We start from the raw sequence: 20,490 nt of genomic DNA on the forward strand, positions 1-20,490 counted from the left end.
AATAAATATATTGTAAGGAAATCACTTGAAGCTATAGTAATAAAAAATGTAGTACATAGGAAGGGTAAGACATATGAGAATATTATTTGTTGGGGATGTAGTAGGATCTCCTGGTAGAGGTATGATTCAACAATACGTACCGGCATTAAAGAAGAAATATACACCTACAGTAACCATTATTAATGGAGAAAATGCAGCAGGTGGACGTGGAATTACGGAAAAAATATATCGAAACTTTTTAGAATGCGGGGCACAAGCGGTTACACTTGGAAACCACGCTTGGGATAACCGTGAAGTATTTGAATTTATTGATGACGCAAAATATCTTGCAAGACCAGCTAACTTCCCAGAAGGAACTCCAGGAAAAGGACTTATCTTTGTGAACTGCAATGGAACAGAAGTGGCAGTTATTAACTTACAAGGACGTACATTCCTTCCTCCAATTGATTGTCCATTCCGTAAAGTGGATGAATTAATTAACATTGCAAAAAAACGTACGAATATTATCTTTATTGATTTTCATGCGGAAACTACGAGTGAAAAACAAGCGTTAGGTTGGTATGTAGATGGTCGTGCTACAGCAGTAGTGGGTACACATACACATGTTCCTACAGCAGATAATCGTATTTTACCAAGCGGAACTGCATATATCACAGATGTTGGTATGACAGGTCCTTACGATGGGATTTTAGGTATGGATCGAGAAGCGGTATTGAAGAAGTTTTTAACAAACTTACCAGTACGATTTGAAGTGACAAGTGGTAGAACACAATTAAGTGCAGTGCTAGTTGATGTGGATCCTAATACAGGAAAAGCTAAGAAAATCCAGCGTATCTTAATTAATGATGATCAGCCATTTTTTGAGTAATTTCTGGGTAAGATTTAGAAAAGTTATTATTTTTTAATTTTTTAGAAAAATTACAGAAATTTAGCAGGAATACGCGTCATTCCTCGTGAATATAAGTTAAAGTGAAATAATTGCTAATACTTTTTATAGAAACGAGGAGGAAACGCGGAATGGAAATATTAAAAGTTAAAGCAACGTCGGTCCCTAATTCTGTAGCTGGTGCACTTGCAGGTGTTATTCGCGAACGCGGAACAGCAGAAATTCAAGCCATTGGTGCAGGTGCATTGAACCAAGCGGTAAAGGCAGTAGCAATTGCAAGAGGATTTGTAGCGCCTAGTGGTTTGGACCTGATTTGTATCCCAGCGTTTACGGATATTATGATTGATGGGGAAGAACGTACAGCAATAAAATTAATTGTAGAACCTCGTTAAGTTTAAACAACCTGTTTGCAGTATGCAAACAGGTTGTTTTTATAATGGAGGAATGAAAATGAAAATTTTTGATGCTCATTGTGATGTGCTTCTTCAGTTATGGAGTGCACAAGGGAAAAAGGATTTTAAACATGATCCGCAATTACATATTACATTTGAACAGTTAAAGAGAAGAAAAGGAAGTATACAATGTTTTGCTATATATGTGCCAGAAACAGTGCTATATGAAAAACGATTTGAAGCGGCATTACAAATGGTAGATATTTTTTATAATGAAATTTTATCATTACCGGGTGTAAAGTTTATTCAGACAAAAGATGATATTAACATGTTAAAACAGGACGAGATTGGAGCGATATTAACACTAGAAGGATGCGAAGCAATTGGAAAAGATGCAATGAAATTACGGTTGTTGTATCGCCTAGGAGTACGTTCTTTTGGACTAACATGGAATTATGCCAATCTATTAGCTGATGGTGCGCTAGAGACACGTGGGGCGGGTTTAACGACTTTCGGTAAAGAAGTTGTACAAGAACTTAATATGTTACATGTATGGACTGATGTGTCTCATCTGAATGAAAGAAGTTTTTGGGATGTTGTAGAAAGTGCAAAAAATCCTATTGCTTCCCACTCAAACTGTATGAAACTTTGTCAGCATCCACGTAATTTAAACGATGAACAACTTAAAGCTCTTATAAAGCGAAATGGCATGATAGGTGTCACTTTCGTACCGCAGTTTCTAACAAATGAAAAACAAGCGAATATAACAGATATAGTAAGACATATCGAATATATTTGTTCATTAGGTGGAGAGAAGAATATAGGGTTTGGTTCGGATTTTGATGGGATATTAGAAACAGTTGTAAATGTATCAGCGTATCGAGATTATGAAAATGTAATGAATGAGCTTTGTAAACACTATGCTGCATCTACTGTAGAGCGATTTTTATATGATAATTTTGTTGAACATATAAGCTTTTAAGATTTTTGTTTTAAAAATCCAGAAAAATTAGAATTAATTCATTTGATATTATTGCTTTTTTTAAGACCTAATACTAGAATGAAAAACAAAATAGCTTTATACTAAAGATTCAGGGAAATCAGAAGAGGCATAATTTGCGTCCGTTGTAGTTTATTTGTATAAAAAATGCTAAACTATTACTGTAAAAAAATACACTACAATGAATGCAGCCAAAAGGGGTGTAGGAGATGATTAGTCAACTTTCATGGAAAGTTGGAGGCCAACAAGGTGAAGGAATTGAAAGTACAGGAGAAATCTTCTGTATTGCATTAAACCGATTAGGATATTACCTATACGGTTACCGCCACTTCTCATCACGTATTAAAGGCGGCCATACAAATAATAAAATTCGCGTAAGTACAACAGAAGTACGCGCGATCTCAGATGATTTAGATATTTTAATTGCTTTTGATCAAGAAACAATTGATTTTAACTTCCACGAACTACGTCCAGGTGGAATTGTAGTTGCGGATGCGAAATTTAATCCAACAATACCTGATAATACAGATGTAAATCTATATGTGATACCGTTTACAGATATTGCTTCAGAATTAGGCACATCATTAATGAAAAACATGGTTGCTGTTGGGGCATCAAGTGCGGTATTAGGATTAGATGAAACAGCTTATTTAAATGTTGTTGAAGAAATCTTTGGTCGTAAAGGAGAGCAAGTCGTTCAAAAGAATATGGACGCAATTAAGCGCGGCTCTCAATATATGAAAGAATTGCTTGGTGAGAAAGTAAACATGATGCAGCTTGAAAAAGCTGATGGTAAGAAACGCATGTTTATGATTGGAAACGATGCAATCGCATTTGGTGCGGTAGCTGGTGGTGCTCGCTTTATGTCTGCATATCCAATTACACCTGCATCTGAAATTATGGAATACTTAATTAAAAAATTGCCAAAAGTTGGTGGAACAGTAATCCAAACTGAGGATGAAATCGCAGCTTGTACAATGGCAATCGGTGCAAACTATGCTGGTGTTCGTACATTAACTGCATCTGCCGGTCCGGGTCTATCTTTAATGATGGAAGCGATTGGTTTAGCGGGTATTACAGAAACACCATTAGTAATTGTTGATACACAACGTGGTGGTCCAAGTACAGGATTACCAACGAAACAAGAGCAGTCGGATTTAATGGCGATGATTTACGGTACGCACGGTGAGATTCCAAAAATCGTAATGGCGCCAAGTACAGTTGAAGAAGCTTTCTATGATATTGTAGAAGCATTTAACCTAGCTGAAGAATATCAAGTACCTGTTATTTTCTTAACGGATTTACAGCTTTCTTTAGGAAAACAAACTGTAGAACCGCTTACGTTAGATAAAGTGGAAATTCGTCGCGGTAAGCTTGATTTAGAAGCGGAATTACCAGAACGTGAAAATAAAGCATACTTCAAGCGTTATGAAGTAACCGAAGATGGCGTTTCACCACGTGTTTTACCTGGTATGAAAAATGGTGTTCACCATGTTACAGGTGTAGAACATGATGAAACTGGTAAACCATCTGAATCAGCAATAAACCGTAAAGATCAAATGGACAAACGTTTCCGTAAAATGGAGAACTTGAAGTTTAACACCCCTGTCTATAAAAATGTTAAGCATGAAGAAGCGGACGTATTGCTTGTTGGATTTAACTCAACTCGTGGTGCGATCGAAGAAGCAATGGAGCGTTTAGAACAAGAGGGTATGAAAGTAAACCATGCTCATGTACGCTTAATTCACCCGTTCCCGACAGCTGAAATCGATCCACTTGTGAAAAATGCGAAGCGTGTTGTAGTGGTAGAAAACAACGCAACAGGTCAGCTTGCTAACATTATGAAAATGAATCTTGGTAACGGTGAGAAAATTTCTAGTCTTTTAAAATATGATGGGAACCCATTCTTGCCGAAAGAGATTTACAACGAATGCAAAAAAGGGGTTGTATTAAATGGCAACATTTAAGGACTTTCGTAACAGCGTAAAACCAAACTGGTGCCCAGGTTGCGGAGACTTCTCGGTGCAAGCTGCAATTCAACGTGCGGCAGCTAACGTTGGTTTAAATCCAGATGAACTTGCTGTTGTCTCCGGTATCGGCTGTTCAGGTCGTATTTCAGGTTATATTAATTCATATGGTGTGCATAGTATTCATGGTCGTGCCCTTCCAATTGCACAAGGTGTGAAAATGGCAAATCGTGATTTAACAGTTATCGCATCAGGTGGTGACGGTGATGGATTTGCGATTGGTATGGGACATACAATCCATTCTATTCGTCGTAACATCGACATTACGTACATCGTAATGGATAACCAAATTTACGGATTAACAAAAGGGCAAACTTCACCGCGTAGTGAAGCTGGATTTAAAACGAAAAGCACACCACAAGGTTCAATTGAACCGTCACTAAATGTTATGGAAATGGCTTTAACAGCTGGTGCGACATTTGTGGCGCAAAGCTTTTCAAGTGATTTAAAAGAATTAACACAAATTATTGAAGCTGGTATTAACCATAAAGGATTTTCATTAATTAACGTATACAGCCCATGTGTTACTTACAATAAAGTAAATACTTACGATTGGTTTAAAGAGAATTTAACAAAACTAAGTACAGTAGAGGGATATGATCCGTCTAATCGCATGATGGCTATGCAAACGTTAATGGAAAATAACGGATTAGTAACAGGTTTAATATATCAAAATACAGCGCAACCTTCATACCAAGAACTTGTAAAAGGCTATAGTGAGAAGCCTTTAGTGCAAGCTGATTTAAATATGGATCAGAAAATGTTTGATGAACTCGTAGCTGAATTTATGTAATGTAAGAAGAGGAGGTTGCCATTTGGTAACCTTTTTTTATGAGTAAAAAATATAGGGTAGTCTTATTTACTTAGAAAATTCAGAATGGTAAAATAATATATAAATCGTTGTATGAAAATGGCGAGTTCATTGCTGATGAAATGTAAGATCAGATAGAGCCTCTTTCTTGTTAAAATTGGCGCAACGCTTCATACTATGGTAATGTTTATAGGGATAAAGCAATATGCTTTTGGATAGGACAAAAAGAAGTATGAAAAGGGAATGTCTATTTGTGTGGGGAAGACTTCATTCTTATAAATGATTAGATTGATTACTCAAGTTTCAAAGGACAAGTTATCTCTCAAGCTATCTAACCATTTTTGAGGTGAGTCAAAGCGCATTAAAATGGACTATAGAGTGTGTATAGTTAAGGGTGAAAGGAGATTACCGATGAACGAGCAACAACGATTAGCAAGTCGACAAGCAAATTCCTCTACGAAAAAAGAAGAGAAAGATTATAGTAAATACTTTGAAAGTGTATACCAACCACCTTCCTTAAAAGATGCGAAAAAACGAGGGAGAGAAGAAGTTAAAATTGAACGGGATTTTGGCTTATCTGAAGAATTTCGCAATTTTGGTACAGGAAGAAAGTTCTATATTCGTACATATGGTTGTCAAATGAATGAGCATGATACGGAAGTAATGGCGGGTATTTTCACCGCACTTGGATATGAGCCAACCTTTTCAACTGAAGATGCAGATGTAGTTTTATTAAATACTTGTGCAATTCGTGAAAATGCTGAAAATAAAGTTTTCGGTGAACTAGGTCATTTAAAGTCATTAAAAAGAAGAAATCCGGACCTTTTAATTGGTGTATGTGGTTGTATGTCTCAAGAAGAATCTGTTGTAAATAAAATTATGCAAAAAAATCAGCATGTAGATATGGTGTTTGGAACGCATAATATTCATAGATTGCCGTATATTCTTAAAGATGCGATGTTCTCGAAGGAGACGGTAGTTGAAGTTTGGTCAAAAGAAGGGGATGTAATTGAAAACCTTCCGAAAGTACGCCGTGGTGATATTAAAGCTTGGGTAAATATTATGTATGGCTGTGATAAGTTCTGTACATATTGTATCGTGCCGTATACACGTGGAAAAGAGCGAAGCAGACGTCCAGAAGACATTATCCAAGAAATTCGTCATTTAGCTGCGAATGGTTATAAAGAAATTACATTACTTGGCCAGAACGTAAATGCATATGGTAAAGACTTTGAAGATTTCGAATACGGTCTTGGCGATTTAATGGACGAACTCCGTAAAGTTGATATTGCCCGTATTCGTTTTACAACGAGCCATCCACGTGATTTCGATGATCACTTAATTGAAGTGCTTGGAAAAGGTGGAAACTTAGTAGAACATATTCACTTACCAGTTCAATCTGGAAGCACAGATATGTTAAAAATTATGGCGCGCAAATATTCACGTGAGCATTATTTAGAACTTGTAAGAAAAATTAAAGAAGCAATTCCAAATGCAGTATTCACAACTGATATTATCGTTGGTTTCCCGAATGAAACAGATGAGCAATTTGAAGAAACGATGTCGTTATATCGTGAAGTAGGATTTGATACTGCCTTTACCTTTATTTATTCTCCGCGCGAAGGTACACCAGCTGCAAAAATGAAAGATAATGTACCGATGGAAGTGAAAAAAGAACGTCTTCAACGCTTAAATACACTAGTCAATACGTTGGCAATTGAAAAGAATAATCGTTACAAAGGTCAAATTGTGGAAGTGTTAGTTGATGGGGAAAGTAAAAATAATCCAGAAGTACTCGCAGGTTATACTCGTACGAATAAACTTGTAAACTTCGTCGCTTCAAAATCTTTAATTGGTCAGCTTGTGAAAGTAAAAGTAACGGAAGCAAAAACTTGGTCTCTTAACGGGGAATTAGTTGAAGAGCCGATTGAGGTGGAATAATAGATGAAAGCATATTCGAAAGATGAAATTGTTGAACAAGCGAAAGAATTAGCAAAAATGATTTCTGAAACAGAAGAAGTTGATTTCTTTAAGAAAGCAGAGGCGCAAATTCATAAAAATGAAAATGTAAAGCGCGCAATTGATGAAATTAAAGCACTGCAAAAACAAGCAGTAAACTTGCAGCATTACGGGAAATGGGAAGCTTTGAAAAAAGTAGAAGCTGACATTGATGCATTGCAAGATAAGTTGGATAGTATCCCAGTTGTGCAAGAATTTAAATCTTCACAAACATATGTAAATGACTTACTACAGCTAGTTGCAAGTACGATTTCTAACAACGTAACAGATGAAATATTAATTTCGACTAATGGCGATGTATTGAAGGGTGAAACGGGCGCAGCAGTAGAAAGTAAAAAAGGAAATTGTGGTTGTTAAAGAGATGTCGAATTGACATCTCTTTTTTTAATGGGTTAAACGTAAGTTCTTCTCGAAAAAAGAATGACACATTCCGCTATTGTCACGCATATGATTAAGTGAATAGTGATTGAGGAGGGTTACGAATGTCCGAATTTAGAGAGATTATTACAAAAGCAGTGGTTGGAAAAGGACGTAAGTATACAAAGTCAACGCATACATGTGAATCGAATAATGAGCCAACAAGTATTTTAGGGTGCTGGGTAATTAACCACTCGTACGAAGCAAGAAAGAATGGAAAGCATGTGGAAATTGAAGGTTTCTATGATGTGAACACTTGGTATTCATTTGATGGTAATACAAAGACAGAAGTTGTAACAGAACGTGTGAACTACACTGATGAAGTGAGTATTGGGTATCGTGATAAAAACTTTTCTGGTGATGATTTAGAAATTATTGCTCGTGTCATTCAGCCACCAAATTGTTTAGAAGCTCTTGTATCACCAAATGGTAATAAAATTGTTGTAACTGTAGAACGTGAATTTGTAACAGAAGTAGTTGGGGAAACGAAAATTTGTGTAAGTGTAAATCCTGAAGGTTGCGTAGAATCAGACGAGGATTTCCAAGTCGATGATGATGAGTTTGAAGAATTAGATCCGAACTTTATCGTCGATGCAGAAGAAGAGTAATAGAAAGCTAGGGAGAAGTTCTTCCTAGCTTTTTACTTTACATAAGTGATGCTTGAATGAACATGATTCCTTATGAAATGTGCTATAATGAGGAAAGACTCCTGAAATAGGAGATATGGATGTCCGTGAAGTGTGACATATATGAAAATTGATTACTATGTAAGAATTATGGAGGAAAAGTATGACTCAATATACCCCTATGATACAGCAATATTTAAAGGTTAAGGCAGACTATCAAGATGCCTTTTTATTTTTCCGATTAGGTGATTTTTATGAAATGTTCTTTGAAGATGCGGTTAAAGCAGCTCATGAACTTGAAATTACATTAACGAGCCGAGATGGTGGTAGTAGTGATCGTATACCGATGTGCGGTGTACCACATCATGCAGCTAAAAATTATATTGAACAACTTGTTGAAAAAGGATATAAAGTAGCTGTTTGTGAGCAAGTGGAAGATCCAAAAACAGCTAAAGGTGTAGTACGCCGTGAAGTCGTACAACTAATTACGCCAGGAACGATGATGGAAGGGCGTACTATTGATGAGAAAGAAAATAACTTCTTAGCAGCATTAACATATTTTGAAGATGGATCGTATGCTTTAGCTTGTAATGATTTAACGACTGGACAAAATACAGTAACGTTGTTAACAGGTTCAGTAGAAGATATTTTATTAGAAGTGTATGCAACTGGTTCAAAAGAAATTGTTGTAGATTCTACATTTTCAAAAGATGAATTAAATAAATTAACTGCAACATTAAAAATGACGATTTCGTATGAAGATGCAACAACGATTCCGGAAGGGGTAGAACATCTTGTGAAAAACGTTTCGCAAGCAAAGTTAATTAAAGCAGTTGGACGCTTATTTAACTATGTAATAAGAACGCAAAAACGTTCGTTAGACCATTTACAACCAGTGGAAATTTATTATACGAATCAATTTATGAAAATTGATGTGCATTCAAAGCGAAATTTAGAGCTGACAGAAACACTCCGAACGAAAGAAAAAACAGGATCATTATTATGGCTATTAGATAAAACGAAAACAGCTATGGGTGGTCGTATGTTAAAACAGTGGATGGAACGTCCGCTGATCCAAAAAGAAAAAGTAGAAGAGCGTTTAGAAATGGTTGAAACATTTGTAAATGATTACTTCTTACGTGAAGATTTAAAAGAAAAATTAAAAGAAGTATATGATTTAGAACGTTTAGCAGGGAAAGTTGCATTTGGTAATGTGAATGCACGGGACTTATTACAGTTAAGACGATCTTTACTTCAAGTACCGGCTATTTTAGAAGCGATTAGTCTGTTAGATAATGCTTATGCAGCAAGGTTAATTCAAGGTGCGGATCCATGTGAGAGCTTAACTGAATTACTAGGAAGAAGTATTCAAGAAAACCCACCGCTTTCTATTAAAGATGGAGATATTATTAAAGACGGTTATAATGACAAGCTTGATCAATATCGTTACGTTAGTAAAAACGGGAAAACGTGGATCGCTGAGCTTGAAAAACGAGAGCGTGATATTACAGGAGTTAAATCGTTAAAAATCGGGTACAACCGTATTTTCGGCTACTACATTGAAGTGACGAAGGCGAATCTTGCAGCGCTTCCAGAAGGCCGCTATGAGCGTAAACAAACGCTTGCTAATGCGGAACGTTTCATTACAGATGAATTGAAAGAAAAAGAAACATTAATCTTAGAAGCAGAAGAGAAAATTGTACAATTAGAATATGATTTATTTACAGCGCTTCGTGAAGAAGTAAAAGTATTTATTCCGAAATTACAACATTTAGCGAAAGTAATTAGTGAATTAGACGTACTGCAAAGTTTCGCGACAGTTAGTGAAGAAGAACAGTTTGTAAAACCGGTTTTAACAACTAAGCGCGAAATCTTTATTAAAGATGGTCGTCATCCTGTCGTTGAAAAAGTATTGAACGGGAAATTGTATGTACCGAATGATTGTATTATGCCGGAGAAGATGGATGTCTTTTTAATTACAGGACCGAACATGTCTGGTAAAAGTACGTATATGAGACAATTAGCACTTGTAACTGTTATGTCACAGATTGGTTGTTTCGTACCAGCAACAGAAGCGGTATTACCTGTATTCGATCAAATCTTTACGAGAATTGGTGCAGCGGATGATTTAATTTCGGGTCAAAGTACATTTATGGTCGAAATGTTAGAAGCGAAAAATGCAATTGCAAATGCATCAGAAAGAAGTTTAATTTTATTCGATGAAATTGGACGCGGTACATCTACGTATGATGGTATGGCACTTGCACAAGCAATCATTGAACATATTCATGACCAAATTGGTGCGAAAACGTTATTCTCTACGCATTATCATGAATTGACGGTGCTAGAAGAAAGTTTAGGACAATTGAAGAATGTACACGTTTCAGCTATTGAAGAGAACGGAAAAGTAGTATTCCTTCATAAAATTCAAGATGGAGCAGCTGATAAAAGTTACGGAATTCACGTTGCGCAACTTGCGGAGCTTCCAGATAGCTTAATCGCTCGTGCGAAAGAAGTGTTAGCGCAACTAGAAGGACAAGAAGAAATTATTATTCCAAAGCGTACAGAAGTGAAAGTACAAGAAGTGGCTCCAGAACCAGCTGTTGTAAAAGAAGAACCAGCAGAAATACAAGAGACGAAAGTAGAGACTGAGGAAGAATCGCAATTATCATTCTTTGGTGGAGAACAATCTTCGAAAAAACAAGACAAGTCAGTTCTAGATGCAAAAGAAACGGCAGTACTTACGCAAATTAAAAAAATTGATTTACTTGATATGACACCTTTAGAGGCGATGAACGAACTGTATCGCTTGCAGAAAAAGTTAAAGAAAGGATGAGTAAGTAGATGGGGAAAATTCGCAAACTCGATGATCAACTCTCTAACTTAATTGCGGCAGGGGAAGTAGTAGAGCGCCCTGCCTCAGTCGTAAAAGAACTTGTGGAAAATTCTATCGATGCGAATAGTACATCTATTGAAATCCACTTAGAAGAAGCTGGTTTATCAAAAATTCGCATCATTGATAATGGGGATGGCATTGCAGAAGAAGATTGTATCGTCGCTTTTGAACGACATGCGACGAGCAAAATTAAAGATGAAAACGATCTGTTTCGCATTAGAACACTCGGTTTCCGCGGTGAGGCATTGCCGAGTATTGCCTCAGTTAGTGAATTAGAATTAATCACTAGCACAGGTGATGCGCCTGGTACACACCTTATGATTAAAGGTGGAGACATTATAAAGCAGGAGAAAACAGCGAGCCGAAAAGGAACAGATATTACAGTACAAAACTTATTCTTTAATACACCAGCGCGTCTTAAATATATGAAAACCATTCATACAGAGCTTGGGAATATTACAGATATTGTGTATCGTATTGCAATGTCACATCCAGAAGTATCATTAAAGCTGTTTCATAATGAAAAGAAATTGCTTCATACATCAGGAAATGGTGATGTAAGACAAGTACTTGCATCGATTTATAGCATTCAAGTTGCGAAGAAGCTGGTTCCAATTGAAGCTGAATCTTTAGATTTTACAATTAAAGGCTATGTAACATTACCAGAAGTAACGAGAGCATCTCGAAATTATATGTCAACGATCGTAAATGGCCGTTACGTTCGAAATTTCGTATTAATGAAAGCCATTCAGCAAGGATACCATACGTTACTGCCAGTCGGACGATATCCAATCGGCTTCTTATCGATTGAAATGGATCCAATGCTTGTTGACGTTAACGTACATCCAGCGAAATTAGAAGTTCGTTTTAGTAAAGAACAAGAATTACTAAAGCTTATCGAAGAAACATTGCAATCGGCATTCAAAAAAATACAGCTCATTCCAGATGCAGGTGTAACAACGAAGAAAAAAGAAAAAGATGAAAGTGTGCAAGAACAGTTTCAGTTTGAGCATGCGAAGCCGAAAGAACCATCTATGCCGGACATCGTTTTACCGACTGGCATGGATGAAAAACGAGAAGAACCACTGGCTGTGAAACAGCCAGCACAACTGTGGCAACCGCCAAAGCAAGAATGGCAACCACCACAGTCGCTCGTAAGAGAAGAACAAAGTTGGCAACCATCTACTAAATCGATAATGGAAGAACCAATTCAAAAAGAGAAATCGTGGAACAGTAACGATGAAGACTTTGAATTAGAGGAATTGGAAGAAGAAGTTCAGGAAATAGAAGAGATTGAAATGAACGGTAATGACTTACCGCCACTTTATCCAATTGGACAAATGCATGGAACATATATTTTCGCTCAAAATGATAAAGGCTTATATATGATTGACCAACATGCCGCGCAGGAACGTATTAATTATGAATACTTCCGGGATAAAGTAGGAAGGGTAGCGCAAGAAGTACAAGAACTACTTGTACCATACCGTATTGACCTATCTCTTACTGAATTTTTACGTGTCGAAGAGCAACTAGAAGAACTGAAAAAAGTTGGATTATTCTTGGAGCAATTCGGCCATCAATCCTTTATCGTCCGCTCGCATCCAACGTGGTTCCCGAAAGGACAAGAAACAGAAATTATCGACGAAATGATGGAACAAGTCGTCAAACTAAAAAAAGTTGACATTAAAAAACTACGTGAAGAAGCAGCCATCATGATGAGCTGTAAAGCATCCATTAAAGCAAATCAATATTTAACGAACGATCAAATATTTGCTTTACTGGAAGAACTACGTACAACAACAAACCCATACACATGTCCGCACGGAAGACCAATTCTTGTGCATCATTCTACTTATGAGTTGGAGAAGATGTTTAAGAGGGTTATGTAGGGATACTGTTCATAGAGAAAAAATGGTTTCTTGTTATTTTAATAAAATATAGAGTGAAATAAAAAGGAGCGATAGTAACAAGTCGCTCCTTTTTAATATAATTCTTTTGCAACTATATTTTAAAAAATCATTTATAAACTAGAGATAACCTTAACCTATTTGTACTTTATATGGCTTTCTCAATTTTTTTGTAAGGAAAGAGGTTTTTAATTTACAGATTTATCAGAATTAAGTAAAGTGTAGATAAAACCATAAAACGGGGTGTTCTTTATGTGTACTAGTTTGACATTACAGACAAAAAACGGTCAGCATCTTTTTGCAAGAACGATGGACTTCACATTAGATTTGAATCAAGAAGTAATAGTCATTCCTCGACATTATCAGTGGAATAATATAACTGGTGAAATTATTAATACGAAACATGCTACGGTCGGAATGGGAATTAATCATCAAGGAAGGATCATTATGGCGGACGGAGTAAATGAAGCAGGTATGACATGTGCAACACTCTATTTTCCAGGATTCGCTACTTATAGTCAAAGCATAGATGACAACAAAACGAATTTGGCTCCATTTGATTTTGTGACTTGGAGTCTCACACAATTCAATTCTGTCAAAGAGTTAAAGAAATCTGTAGATAGACTTACCTTTTTGGATATACCATTACCGGATTTAGGACTTACGCCACCACTACATTGGATTTTAGCAGATAAATGGGGAGATTGCATTGTACTGGAGCCGACAAATGAAGGATTAAAAATGTATGACAACCCACTAGGAGTGATGACGAATAGTCCGGAGTTTAATTGGCATTTACAAAATTTAAGACAATATATTGGCCTTAAATCGCAGCCATTCGCGCCAACAGAGTGGAGCAATGTACCATTAAATGCTTTTGGTCAGGGCTCAGGTTCAATGGGACTTCCAGGGGACTTCACCCCGCCATCAAGGTTTGTGCGAGCAGCATACGGCAAACAAAACATTCAAGGTATAGATGGTGAAGAAGAGGGAGTATCGGCCCTTTTTCATATTTTATCAAATTGCGAGGTTCCTAAAGGCGGAGTAATAACAGAAGAAGGTGCATTAGATAATACCATTTATACAAGCGTAATGTGTATGGAGTCCGGAACATATTATTATCATACCTACGATTGTAGACAAATTATAGCTATTCATTTATTTCATGAAAATTTAGATACAGATGAGATTAAAGCTTATCCGTTCCAACGGAAACAAAAAATATTTTATGAAAACTAAGTAGCTTTGAAACAACTTTTAGTAAATTTTTAAATATATATAATAGAGCAATAATGGCCAATATAATTGTTGGGTGCTTCTTTAACTTTGTGATTTATCATAAATTTACTCCTTTCTTCAATTACGCCAACGAGTAAATTTATGCTGGTAGGAGCATTGGCTAAGAAATTTATTTTTAATTAAACTAGTTTTTATTTTTTCTAGAGGGGCCATTAAAGTGCTACTAGGTAAAATAAATATGGGCGTACTTTATTTATAAATAGTAAAGAACAAAAAGGGTATGGAAACTATCCATACCCTTTTTTGTTCTTCTATTATCTATGTATAAAAAAGCGCTGTATATCAGCACTTTTTAAAAGTACATGAGTTGTATAAGAAAAATTTATTTATTACCTATAACTATGCAAGGTCTAATATAGATTCTTATTCGATTAATTGTTATAAGGGCCTATAAGGTTATTTGTTTTTATTATTATTAATTTTTTCCGTATATAACACCTGTTCTTTATAGTGTTTTTTAATTGGGAAAGTATGTGTACCAGAGCCGTTTTTGAAAGTTTTATTGATGGGGTTTTTTAGCGGGATTGTTGTAGTTTCAGTAAATTCATATGGGTAGTTTATTTTAGATTTATCTTCAAACATGAAAATGCCTCCTTTTAGGATTTCCTGAATTCTTTACTATAACATGATATGCATATAGATTTTTTTTGGACTAGTTATTTATAGAGGTTAATGGAATTAAATTACGTAACTACTGAAATATTTCAAAGGAAAACAATGTGAGAAATATATGATAATGCTTCTTTTATTTATTAGGGAAGGGAATAATGCATATATATTCGTTATAAATTGTTTTTATAATATGGGTTTATATAGACTTTTCCTGATAATATAATGCGGGAGATTATAGTGTTATTAGGTTATTAGGAACATTTAATGCTGTTTCATAACTGAAAGGAAATTGAAAAAAAACTGAAACTTTTCTCATAAAAATTCAATCTAACTTGAAAAATGAAAGGAAAATGAAATTTTCCAAAAGATATTCTTTGTTAAGATAAAAAGCATACATACAAAAAGTATTGACATATCTTAAAAATGTATTTTCAAGATATAGTGGGGGAAAAGATGAGAGTAGAAAAACAATTAATAAAAAAGATGTATTATGAAACATTCCTAATGGAGAATGAAACAAAACCACCTATTGATGTACTTGGAGAAGCTTATGTAAACGAAGAAAGAAATGAGATTTCTGATGGATCTTACATTCGTTTTGCACAAGGTGAATTTTATTATCGCCATCAAGATTTTGAAGCGGCTATTTTTAAATGGGAAAAAGTTAGTAATGAATTAGCACCATGGGCACAAAAAAATATTGCCGATGCTTATTTCGAGCTTAATCAATTACCAGTTGCTGAAAATGTTTATACGTTCATTACTACTGATAATATAATATTGATGACGGAGATTAGATTACAATTACTTTCTCTTTACATAGAGCAAAATAATTTTGACTCTGCTTTCGCTGTTATTAAAGAAGCAGTTTCTTTAAATCCGGATTATCCAAATGTCACAAAAATTGCCCGTTCCTTTTATGAGGAGCAGCAAGATTTTGATAGTGCAGTAGAGCTTGCTGTGAATGAGTTAATTCGAACAGAATCTTATCCGTGGTTTGAGGTTTTAAAAGGATATATCGATAAAAGATTTACTAAACATATTTCACCAGATTATTTTTATGAAGTATTAGTTACGTTAAATAATGTAGATCAAGTACAATTTACGCAAATGGTTTCATCACTTTGGAATAGTTATAAAAACGAACAAAATTACTTATCATGGCTTAACACAATAAATGAATTTTTCTTACATATTGAAATACATTCGTCCGATATATGGGACAAAATTTCTTCTCTTTACGAAGGAACGTACTTTGAATTAATTCAAGGTCAATATATGCTTAAACAATTGCACGATATCATTCCAAACTTGTTAACAAATTGGTTAAAGGTTGTCAATCCATCTTATGCTGTATTTCCATCTGCAGCTGTATTGGCATGGGATGAGATTTTCCCTTCCGAAATAGATTCAGCAAATATAAAACATGCTGAAAACCTGTTGTTATATTCTATTAATCATGTGGATGGCTTAGAGTATAGTTTGCATCTTTTTGAATCTATTACAGAGTGGGCACAAAAACATAATATAGAAATGGGTCACCGATTTAGATGGTTAGTTGGCGAGCTCGCAGATTTAAGTACAAATCGCATTTTAGTAACGGGAACTTCAGGAAACGGAAAAACTACATTTATTAACTCTATAATAGGAGAAAATATATTAGAAAAATCAATTTCAAATGTAGTAGTTTTAAAAAATGATGCGCATACAGAAATTAACGCCATAACAGACTTAGCAATTACAACAACTGAAGATGTCTCGGATTACCATAATATGATGTCTCAGCACCATCAAACATATAGAGATAGAGCATGTGTTGAATTTAAATTACCATGCAGATTTTTAAGTGAAAATAAACTTACATTTGTAGTTACACCTGGATTTAATAGGAATAACGATACTAGAGATGAGGTATTCGAATATTTAAATTCTGTAGACGAATTACTATTCGTATTGAATGCGGATTCACCTTTTACTGACAAAGAACGTGATATTCTATTAAGCATTCAAGAACATACACCAAATTTACAAATTCATTTCTTATTAAATAAAATCGATAACATTTACAGTGATGCAGAAGTGAAAAGAGTATTACATGATACGCAAGCGAGAATAAACACATATTTCCCGCATGCGAGAATTTTCCCTTACTCTTCGTTATATACAAGTAGTCAACAATTAAATGATTTAACTGAGTTTATTCATTTTAACTTTAATCATAAAAATGTCGATGCAGAACGTACGGAAAAGCTATTGTTTTTCATTCGAAAAACAATTACATATCTATTGGATAAACGCGTTGAGAAAGAAAACAATTTAGTGGATTCTATTCATTGGAATGAAGATATGCTAGTGAAACTAAATGGTAGCATTAATAATCTTACTACTTTTGAGAAGGAAAAAATTCATTTCATTACAAAATCATATCGCACAATGAAAATGGAAATTACGAATGAACTTACTGAAAATATTCCGAAGATATTACAGAGTTGTTCAGATTTAATTAGTGAAGAAAGCGATTTTAGGCACATTGATACGGAACTAAATAAAGCGATGAATGAAAGAGTACATAAATATTTAGAACAAACTGTATTACCTAATTTTGCTCTTTCTATGAAAAATTGGATTGCGATTTCTAATAATGAGCTCCTTCAAAGTCAATCGTACTTAGAAGAACTTAGTGAAGGACTTAATTCTTTATTTGGAGAAAATCGAATACAGTTAGAATGTGATTTTAAAGTGCTTGATGACTGGCGCAGAGATACTGACAGAATGACGACTAGAATACAAATGGATGAAGTAAATATTTTACGTCGCTTTACGCCAGCACAATTTTTACTGAAAAGTGCCGGTAAATTATTTGGAGTTCTTCCTAAAAACAAAGGTATGCTATATAACAAATACAAACAGTATGTAGAAAATGAAGATTATACCGAGGTAACGGCTTCTATTATGAAGAAATTTTTCTTGCAATTTGAGTTATTTGAAAACACGCAAGAGCGGGATATTAACATATTCTTTAGGAATCCATTTAACTCCTTGAAACAAGCTGTAGAAAACACTCATTTAGAAATACAAGAAAAACAAGAGATGTTACATAAGATGAAATCACAACCTGAAGTTTATCATGATTCTATCATGCTCTTTGAATTGAGATTACGTCAATGTGAAGTAATTTTAAATATAGGTGATGATCATACCTATACAGATGTAACTTTAGAAACAAGCGTAGAATAAAAGTAAAACATATCAGATTTTTTATAAGAGAGTAAAAGGGAGCAACCTTAATGAGTTGCTCCCTTTTCATATTTAGATTATTTTTCAGTCTCTTTAATTTTAGTTTGTACTTCGCCAGTTTTAACTTTATTACTTTCTGAGAAACGTAATAAATCGCCTTCAATAATTTTGTCAGACATTCGTAATTCGTTTTGTGCACGGTTAATGAGTGCTTGTGCTTCTTTTTTTGGTAAATCTACAATTTCACCTGTTATGCGATCATAGAAAGTGTTGTTTGTGTATGCATACTTCTCTGTAATAAAGCTACCATCACGTAAAACAACAAAACCGGTATATTCATCTGAAAACATATCATGACCAAAACGGATATCGTTCGTAGTATCAATCCCAAGTAAGTTTAGAATAGTAGGTTTCATATCGATTTGTCCCGTAGGCTTTGAAATCGTTTGACCTTCTGTTTGCCCAGGCATATGAATATATAAAGGTGTACGTTGTAAATTTAAAGTATCAAATTCTGTTATTTGATCTTTGTCTAAAAACTGTGCCATTGCGCGATTGTGTTTTTCAGAAATGCCATAATGATCACCATACAACACAATAATAGAATCATCATACATTCCCTCGGCCTTTAAACGCTCAATAAATTTTTTAATTGATTCGTCTAAGTAACGTGCTGTTACGATATAACGATCAAATACGCCATTACCAGAATTGTATGGTTCAATGAATTTTGTATCTTCATCATACGTAAATGGATAATGATTCGTTAAAGTAAGGAAACGAGCGTAAAATGGTTGGTCAACAGTTTTTAATATATCTACTGATTGATCAAAGTATTCGATATCTTTTAATCCCCAATTTAAATTTGTTTCGGGCGTAATTTTGTAATCAAGTTCATTATAGTAACGATCATAACCGAGAGCAGAGTACATAATGTTACGATTCCAAAATGTTGCGTTATTCGCATGGAATACAGAAGTGAAATAACCTTGCTGACGTAAAATCTCTGGAGTCGCAGTATAATCATTGTTACCGTGCGTGAAAAATACAGCTCCTCGATTTAATGGATACAGCGACGTATCGATTAGAAATTCAGAATCGGATGTTTTTCCTTGCCCAGTTTGGTGGAAAAAGTTATCGAAGTAATAGCTTTCATTTATGAATTCATTCAAGAATGGTGTAACTTCTTGACCGTTAATTGATGCGCCTATTAAAAAGGTTTGTAGGGATTCAAGAGTGACAACAATTACGTTTTTTCCTTTTGCTGCACCAAACATGTTAGGGTTTGGCTCACTTTGGTTTGCCTTTACGTAGTTTTCAGTTTCTTGTAATTTACTACTATCAGCAAGTGCTTTTTGTGATCCTGCTTTTACTTGTAGTGTTAAATCATATACTTGATGAGTGTATAGTCCCAAATTTTTAACAAGCATGACTCGGTCGAATGATCTCGTTAATAGTTCAGGTCGTTCTTTTTCTGCAAGGTGTAGATTCGCAAAAAATACACCAAACGTTAAGAGAAAATATAACAAGCGTGCCGGATGAGTTACACGTCCTGTTTGGAAGACTAGTGCCTTCTTCTTTAACAAAATAAAGAAGAAAATAATGTCTACGAAAGCGAGTATAATTTTATAGTTCAATATTTCTATAATACTGCCGCCTAATTGGCCAAAGTTTGATGTTTGTCCAAGTACTGGTAACGTAACGAAATCACTATAAAAATCATAGAACATTACATTCCCAACAAGTACGATTGTTAATAAGAGATTAATACATAGCGCTATATAATTTCGCTTTTCACCGGTTGCAAATAATGCTAATCCGACAAAAGCTAATGATGCAGCGAGAGGGCTAATAAACAAAATAAGCTCTTGTGTAGAAGACTCAATTTTTAAATCGAAACTGAATCTTGTAATAAGATATGTTTTTAACCATACTGCTAAAGCAATTATTAAAACAAAGCTTATATTTTGCATTTGTAAATTGATTTTATTTTTCATTTTTACACCTTCTTTATACAATTTATTTAACTTGCGTTATATATTATATTTTCATAACTATTAGAGTGTAATGAACCATTTAATGGTTTCTAAAGGTAATAATATGAAGTATTCATATACGTACAATGGGGAATTTTAAAGCGCAAATCTATTTTTTGAAACAGAACAGAAAAAGTCATAGTTGTAGTAAAAAATACTTATAGACATCCTAACATATTAAACACTATGATGATGTTACAAAATATCGAACAAATGAAAGTGGAAATGAATAGAGGCTTTTAAAACTGTTGACATTCAATTTGTTAGAATTGAATGTCGATAGTTTTACCATACATAGTTATGTTAAATATGTATCTCGTAA

14 protein-coding genes are annotated in these 20,490 nt (G+C 34.7%); 12 read left to right on the forward strand and 2 right to left on the reverse strand.

All coding sequences use genetic code 11. The features are described 5' to 3' along the window. The first annotated feature begins 73 nt into the window (after positions 1 to 73). The 11 genes from JDS99_RS06680 to JDS99_RS06730 all read left to right on the forward strand — a co-directional run bounded on the left by JDS99_RS06680 (position 74) and on the right by JDS99_RS06730 (position 14,223). Complete coding sequence (locus tag JDS99_RS06680) at positions 74 to 868, forward strand: TIGR00282 family metallophosphoesterase (RefSeq protein WP_001221093.1); 795 nt, start codon at positions 74 to 76, stop codon at positions 866 to 868. 149 nt (positions 869 to 1,017) lie between these two features. Continuing rightward, positions 1,018 to 1,278, forward strand: coding sequence for a stage V sporulation protein SpoVS (spoVS, locus tag JDS99_RS06685; RefSeq protein ID WP_000404341.1), 261 nt, complete (start codon positions 1,018 to 1,020; stop codon positions 1,276 to 1,278). Between the two features lie 58 nt (positions 1,279 to 1,336). Beyond that, positions 1,337 to 2,260: a dipeptidase gene (locus JDS99_RS06690; RefSeq protein ID WP_098190029.1), complete on the forward strand. Its 924-nt coding sequence runs from the start codon at positions 1,337 to 1,339 to the stop codon at positions 2,258 to 2,260. A 227-nt stretch (positions 2,261 to 2,487) separates the two neighbouring features. Further along, complete coding sequence (locus JDS99_RS06695) at positions 2,488 to 4,245, forward strand: 2-oxoacid:acceptor oxidoreductase subunit alpha (RefSeq protein ID WP_000625432.1); 1,758 nt, start codon at positions 2,488 to 2,490, stop codon at positions 4,243 to 4,245. Further along, complete coding sequence (locus tag JDS99_RS06700; RefSeq protein WP_000190162.1) at positions 4,232 to 5,098, forward strand: 2-oxoacid:ferredoxin oxidoreductase subunit beta; 867 nt, start codon at positions 4,232 to 4,234, stop codon at positions 5,096 to 5,098. Before JDS99_RS06695 ends, JDS99_RS06700 begins: the two co-directional genes overlap by 14 nt. 429 nt (positions 5,099 to 5,527) lie before the next feature. After that, positions 5,528 to 7,057, forward strand: a complete 1,530-nt coding sequence (miaB, locus tag JDS99_RS06705; RefSeq protein WP_001005406.1) for a tRNA (N6-isopentenyl adenosine(37)-C2)-methylthiotransferase MiaB — start codon at positions 5,528 to 5,530, stop codon at positions 7,055 to 7,057. A 3-nt stretch (positions 7,058 to 7,060) separates the two neighbouring features. After that, a complete protein-coding gene (locus tag JDS99_RS06710; protein WP_000649386.1) occupies positions 7,061 to 7,492 on the forward strand; it encodes a YlbF/YmcA family competence regulator in 432 nt (143 codons plus the stop codon). Positions 7,493 to 7,617: 125 nt separating this feature from the next. Continuing rightward, positions 7,618 to 8,160 (forward strand): outer spore coat protein CotE, encoded by a 543-nt coding sequence (gene cotE / locus JDS99_RS06715; RefSeq protein ID WP_001288802.1) that lies wholly within the window; start codon positions 7,618 to 7,620, stop codon positions 8,158 to 8,160. Positions 8,161 to 8,341: 181 nt separating this feature from the next. Further along, positions 8,342 to 11,014, forward strand: coding sequence for a DNA mismatch repair protein MutS (mutS, locus tag JDS99_RS06720; protein WP_199694793.1), 2,673 nt, complete (start codon positions 8,342 to 8,344; stop codon positions 11,012 to 11,014). An 8-nt stretch (positions 11,015 to 11,022) separates the two neighbouring features. Next, positions 11,023 to 12,966, forward strand: a complete 1,944-nt coding sequence (mutL, locus tag JDS99_RS06725; protein WP_088122952.1) for a DNA mismatch repair endonuclease MutL — start codon at positions 11,023 to 11,025, stop codon at positions 12,964 to 12,966. A 270-nt stretch (positions 12,967 to 13,236) separates the two neighbouring features. Beyond that, positions 13,237 to 14,223, forward strand: coding sequence for a choloylglycine hydrolase family protein (locus JDS99_RS06730; RefSeq protein ID WP_098190031.1), 987 nt, complete (start codon positions 13,237 to 13,239; stop codon positions 14,221 to 14,223). 456 nt (positions 14,224 to 14,679) lie between these two features. On the opposite strand, the gene JDS99_RS06735 is transcribed toward JDS99_RS06730, so the two are convergent. Further along, a complete protein-coding gene (locus JDS99_RS06735) occupies positions 14,680 to 14,865 on the reverse strand; it encodes a hypothetical protein (RefSeq protein WP_000461129.1) in 186 nt (61 codons plus the stop codon). A gap of 483 nt (positions 14,866 to 15,348) precedes the next feature. Between JDS99_RS06735 and JDS99_RS06740 the strand changes: the two genes are divergently transcribed. Then, a complete protein-coding gene (locus tag JDS99_RS06740; RefSeq protein WP_199694794.1) occupies positions 15,349 to 18,132 on the forward strand; it encodes a dynamin family protein in 2,784 nt (927 codons plus the stop codon). A gap of 77 nt (positions 18,133 to 18,209) precedes the next feature. Here the strand turns inward: JDS99_RS06740 and JDS99_RS06745 are convergent, their stop codons facing one another. After that, on the reverse strand, positions 18,210 to 20,129 hold the full coding sequence (locus JDS99_RS06745) for an LTA synthase family protein (protein ID WP_088122949.1): 1,920 nt from the start codon (positions 20,127 to 20,129) through the stop codon (positions 18,210 to 18,212). Positions 20,130 to 20,490: the final 361 nt, after the last annotated feature.

It is taken from the genome of Bacillus cereus group sp. N6 (assembly GCF_016483705.1).
Classification (GTDB): Bacteria; Bacillota; Bacilli; order Bacillales; family Bacillaceae_G; genus Bacillus_A; species Bacillus_A wiedmannii.

What these genes read in the sequence shown, in the direction of transcription:
- mutL (WP_088122952.1), top strand. Translation starts at nt 11,023, where the DNA reads ATGGGGAAAATTCGCAAACTCGATGATCAACTCTCTAACTTAATTGCG.
- JDS99_RS06740 (WP_199694794.1), top strand. Translation starts at nt 15,349, where the DNA reads ATGAGAGTAGAAAAACAATTAATAAAAAAGATGTATTATGAAACATTC.
- JDS99_RS06730 (WP_098190031.1), top strand. Translation starts at nt 13,237, where the DNA reads ATGTGTACTAGTTTGACATTACAGACAAAAAACGGTCAGCATCTTTTT.
- JDS99_RS06680 (WP_001221093.1), top strand. Translation starts at nt 74, where the DNA reads ATGAGAATATTATTTGTTGGGGATGTAGTAGGATCTCCTGGTAGAGGT.
- JDS99_RS06735 (WP_000461129.1), bottom strand. Translation starts at nt 14,865, where the DNA reads ATGTTTGAAGATAAATCTAAAATAAACTACCCATATGAATTTACTGAA.
- cotE (WP_001288802.1), top strand. Translation starts at nt 7,618, where the DNA reads ATGTCCGAATTTAGAGAGATTATTACAAAAGCAGTGGTTGGAAAAGGA.
- JDS99_RS06710 (WP_000649386.1), top strand. Translation starts at nt 7,061, where the DNA reads ATGAAAGCATATTCGAAAGATGAAATTGTTGAACAAGCGAAAGAATTA.
- JDS99_RS06690 (WP_098190029.1), top strand. Translation starts at nt 1,337, where the DNA reads ATGAAAATTTTTGATGCTCATTGTGATGTGCTTCTTCAGTTATGGAGT.
- mutS (WP_199694793.1), top strand. Translation starts at nt 8,342, where the DNA reads ATGACTCAATATACCCCTATGATACAGCAATATTTAAAGGTTAAGGCA.
- miaB (WP_001005406.1), top strand. Translation starts at nt 5,528, where the DNA reads ATGAACGAGCAACAACGATTAGCAAGTCGACAAGCAAATTCCTCTACG.
- spoVS (WP_000404341.1), top strand. Translation starts at nt 1,018, where the DNA reads ATGGAAATATTAAAAGTTAAAGCAACGTCGGTCCCTAATTCTGTAGCT.
- JDS99_RS06700 (WP_000190162.1), top strand. Translation starts at nt 4,232, where the DNA reads ATGGCAACATTTAAGGACTTTCGTAACAGCGTAAAACCAAACTGGTGC.
- JDS99_RS06695 (WP_000625432.1), top strand. Translation starts at nt 2,488, where the DNA reads ATGATTAGTCAACTTTCATGGAAAGTTGGAGGCCAACAAGGTGAAGGA.
- JDS99_RS06745 (WP_088122949.1), bottom strand. Translation starts at nt 20,129, where the DNA reads ATGAAAAATAAAATCAATTTACAAATGCAAAATATAAGCTTTGTTTTA.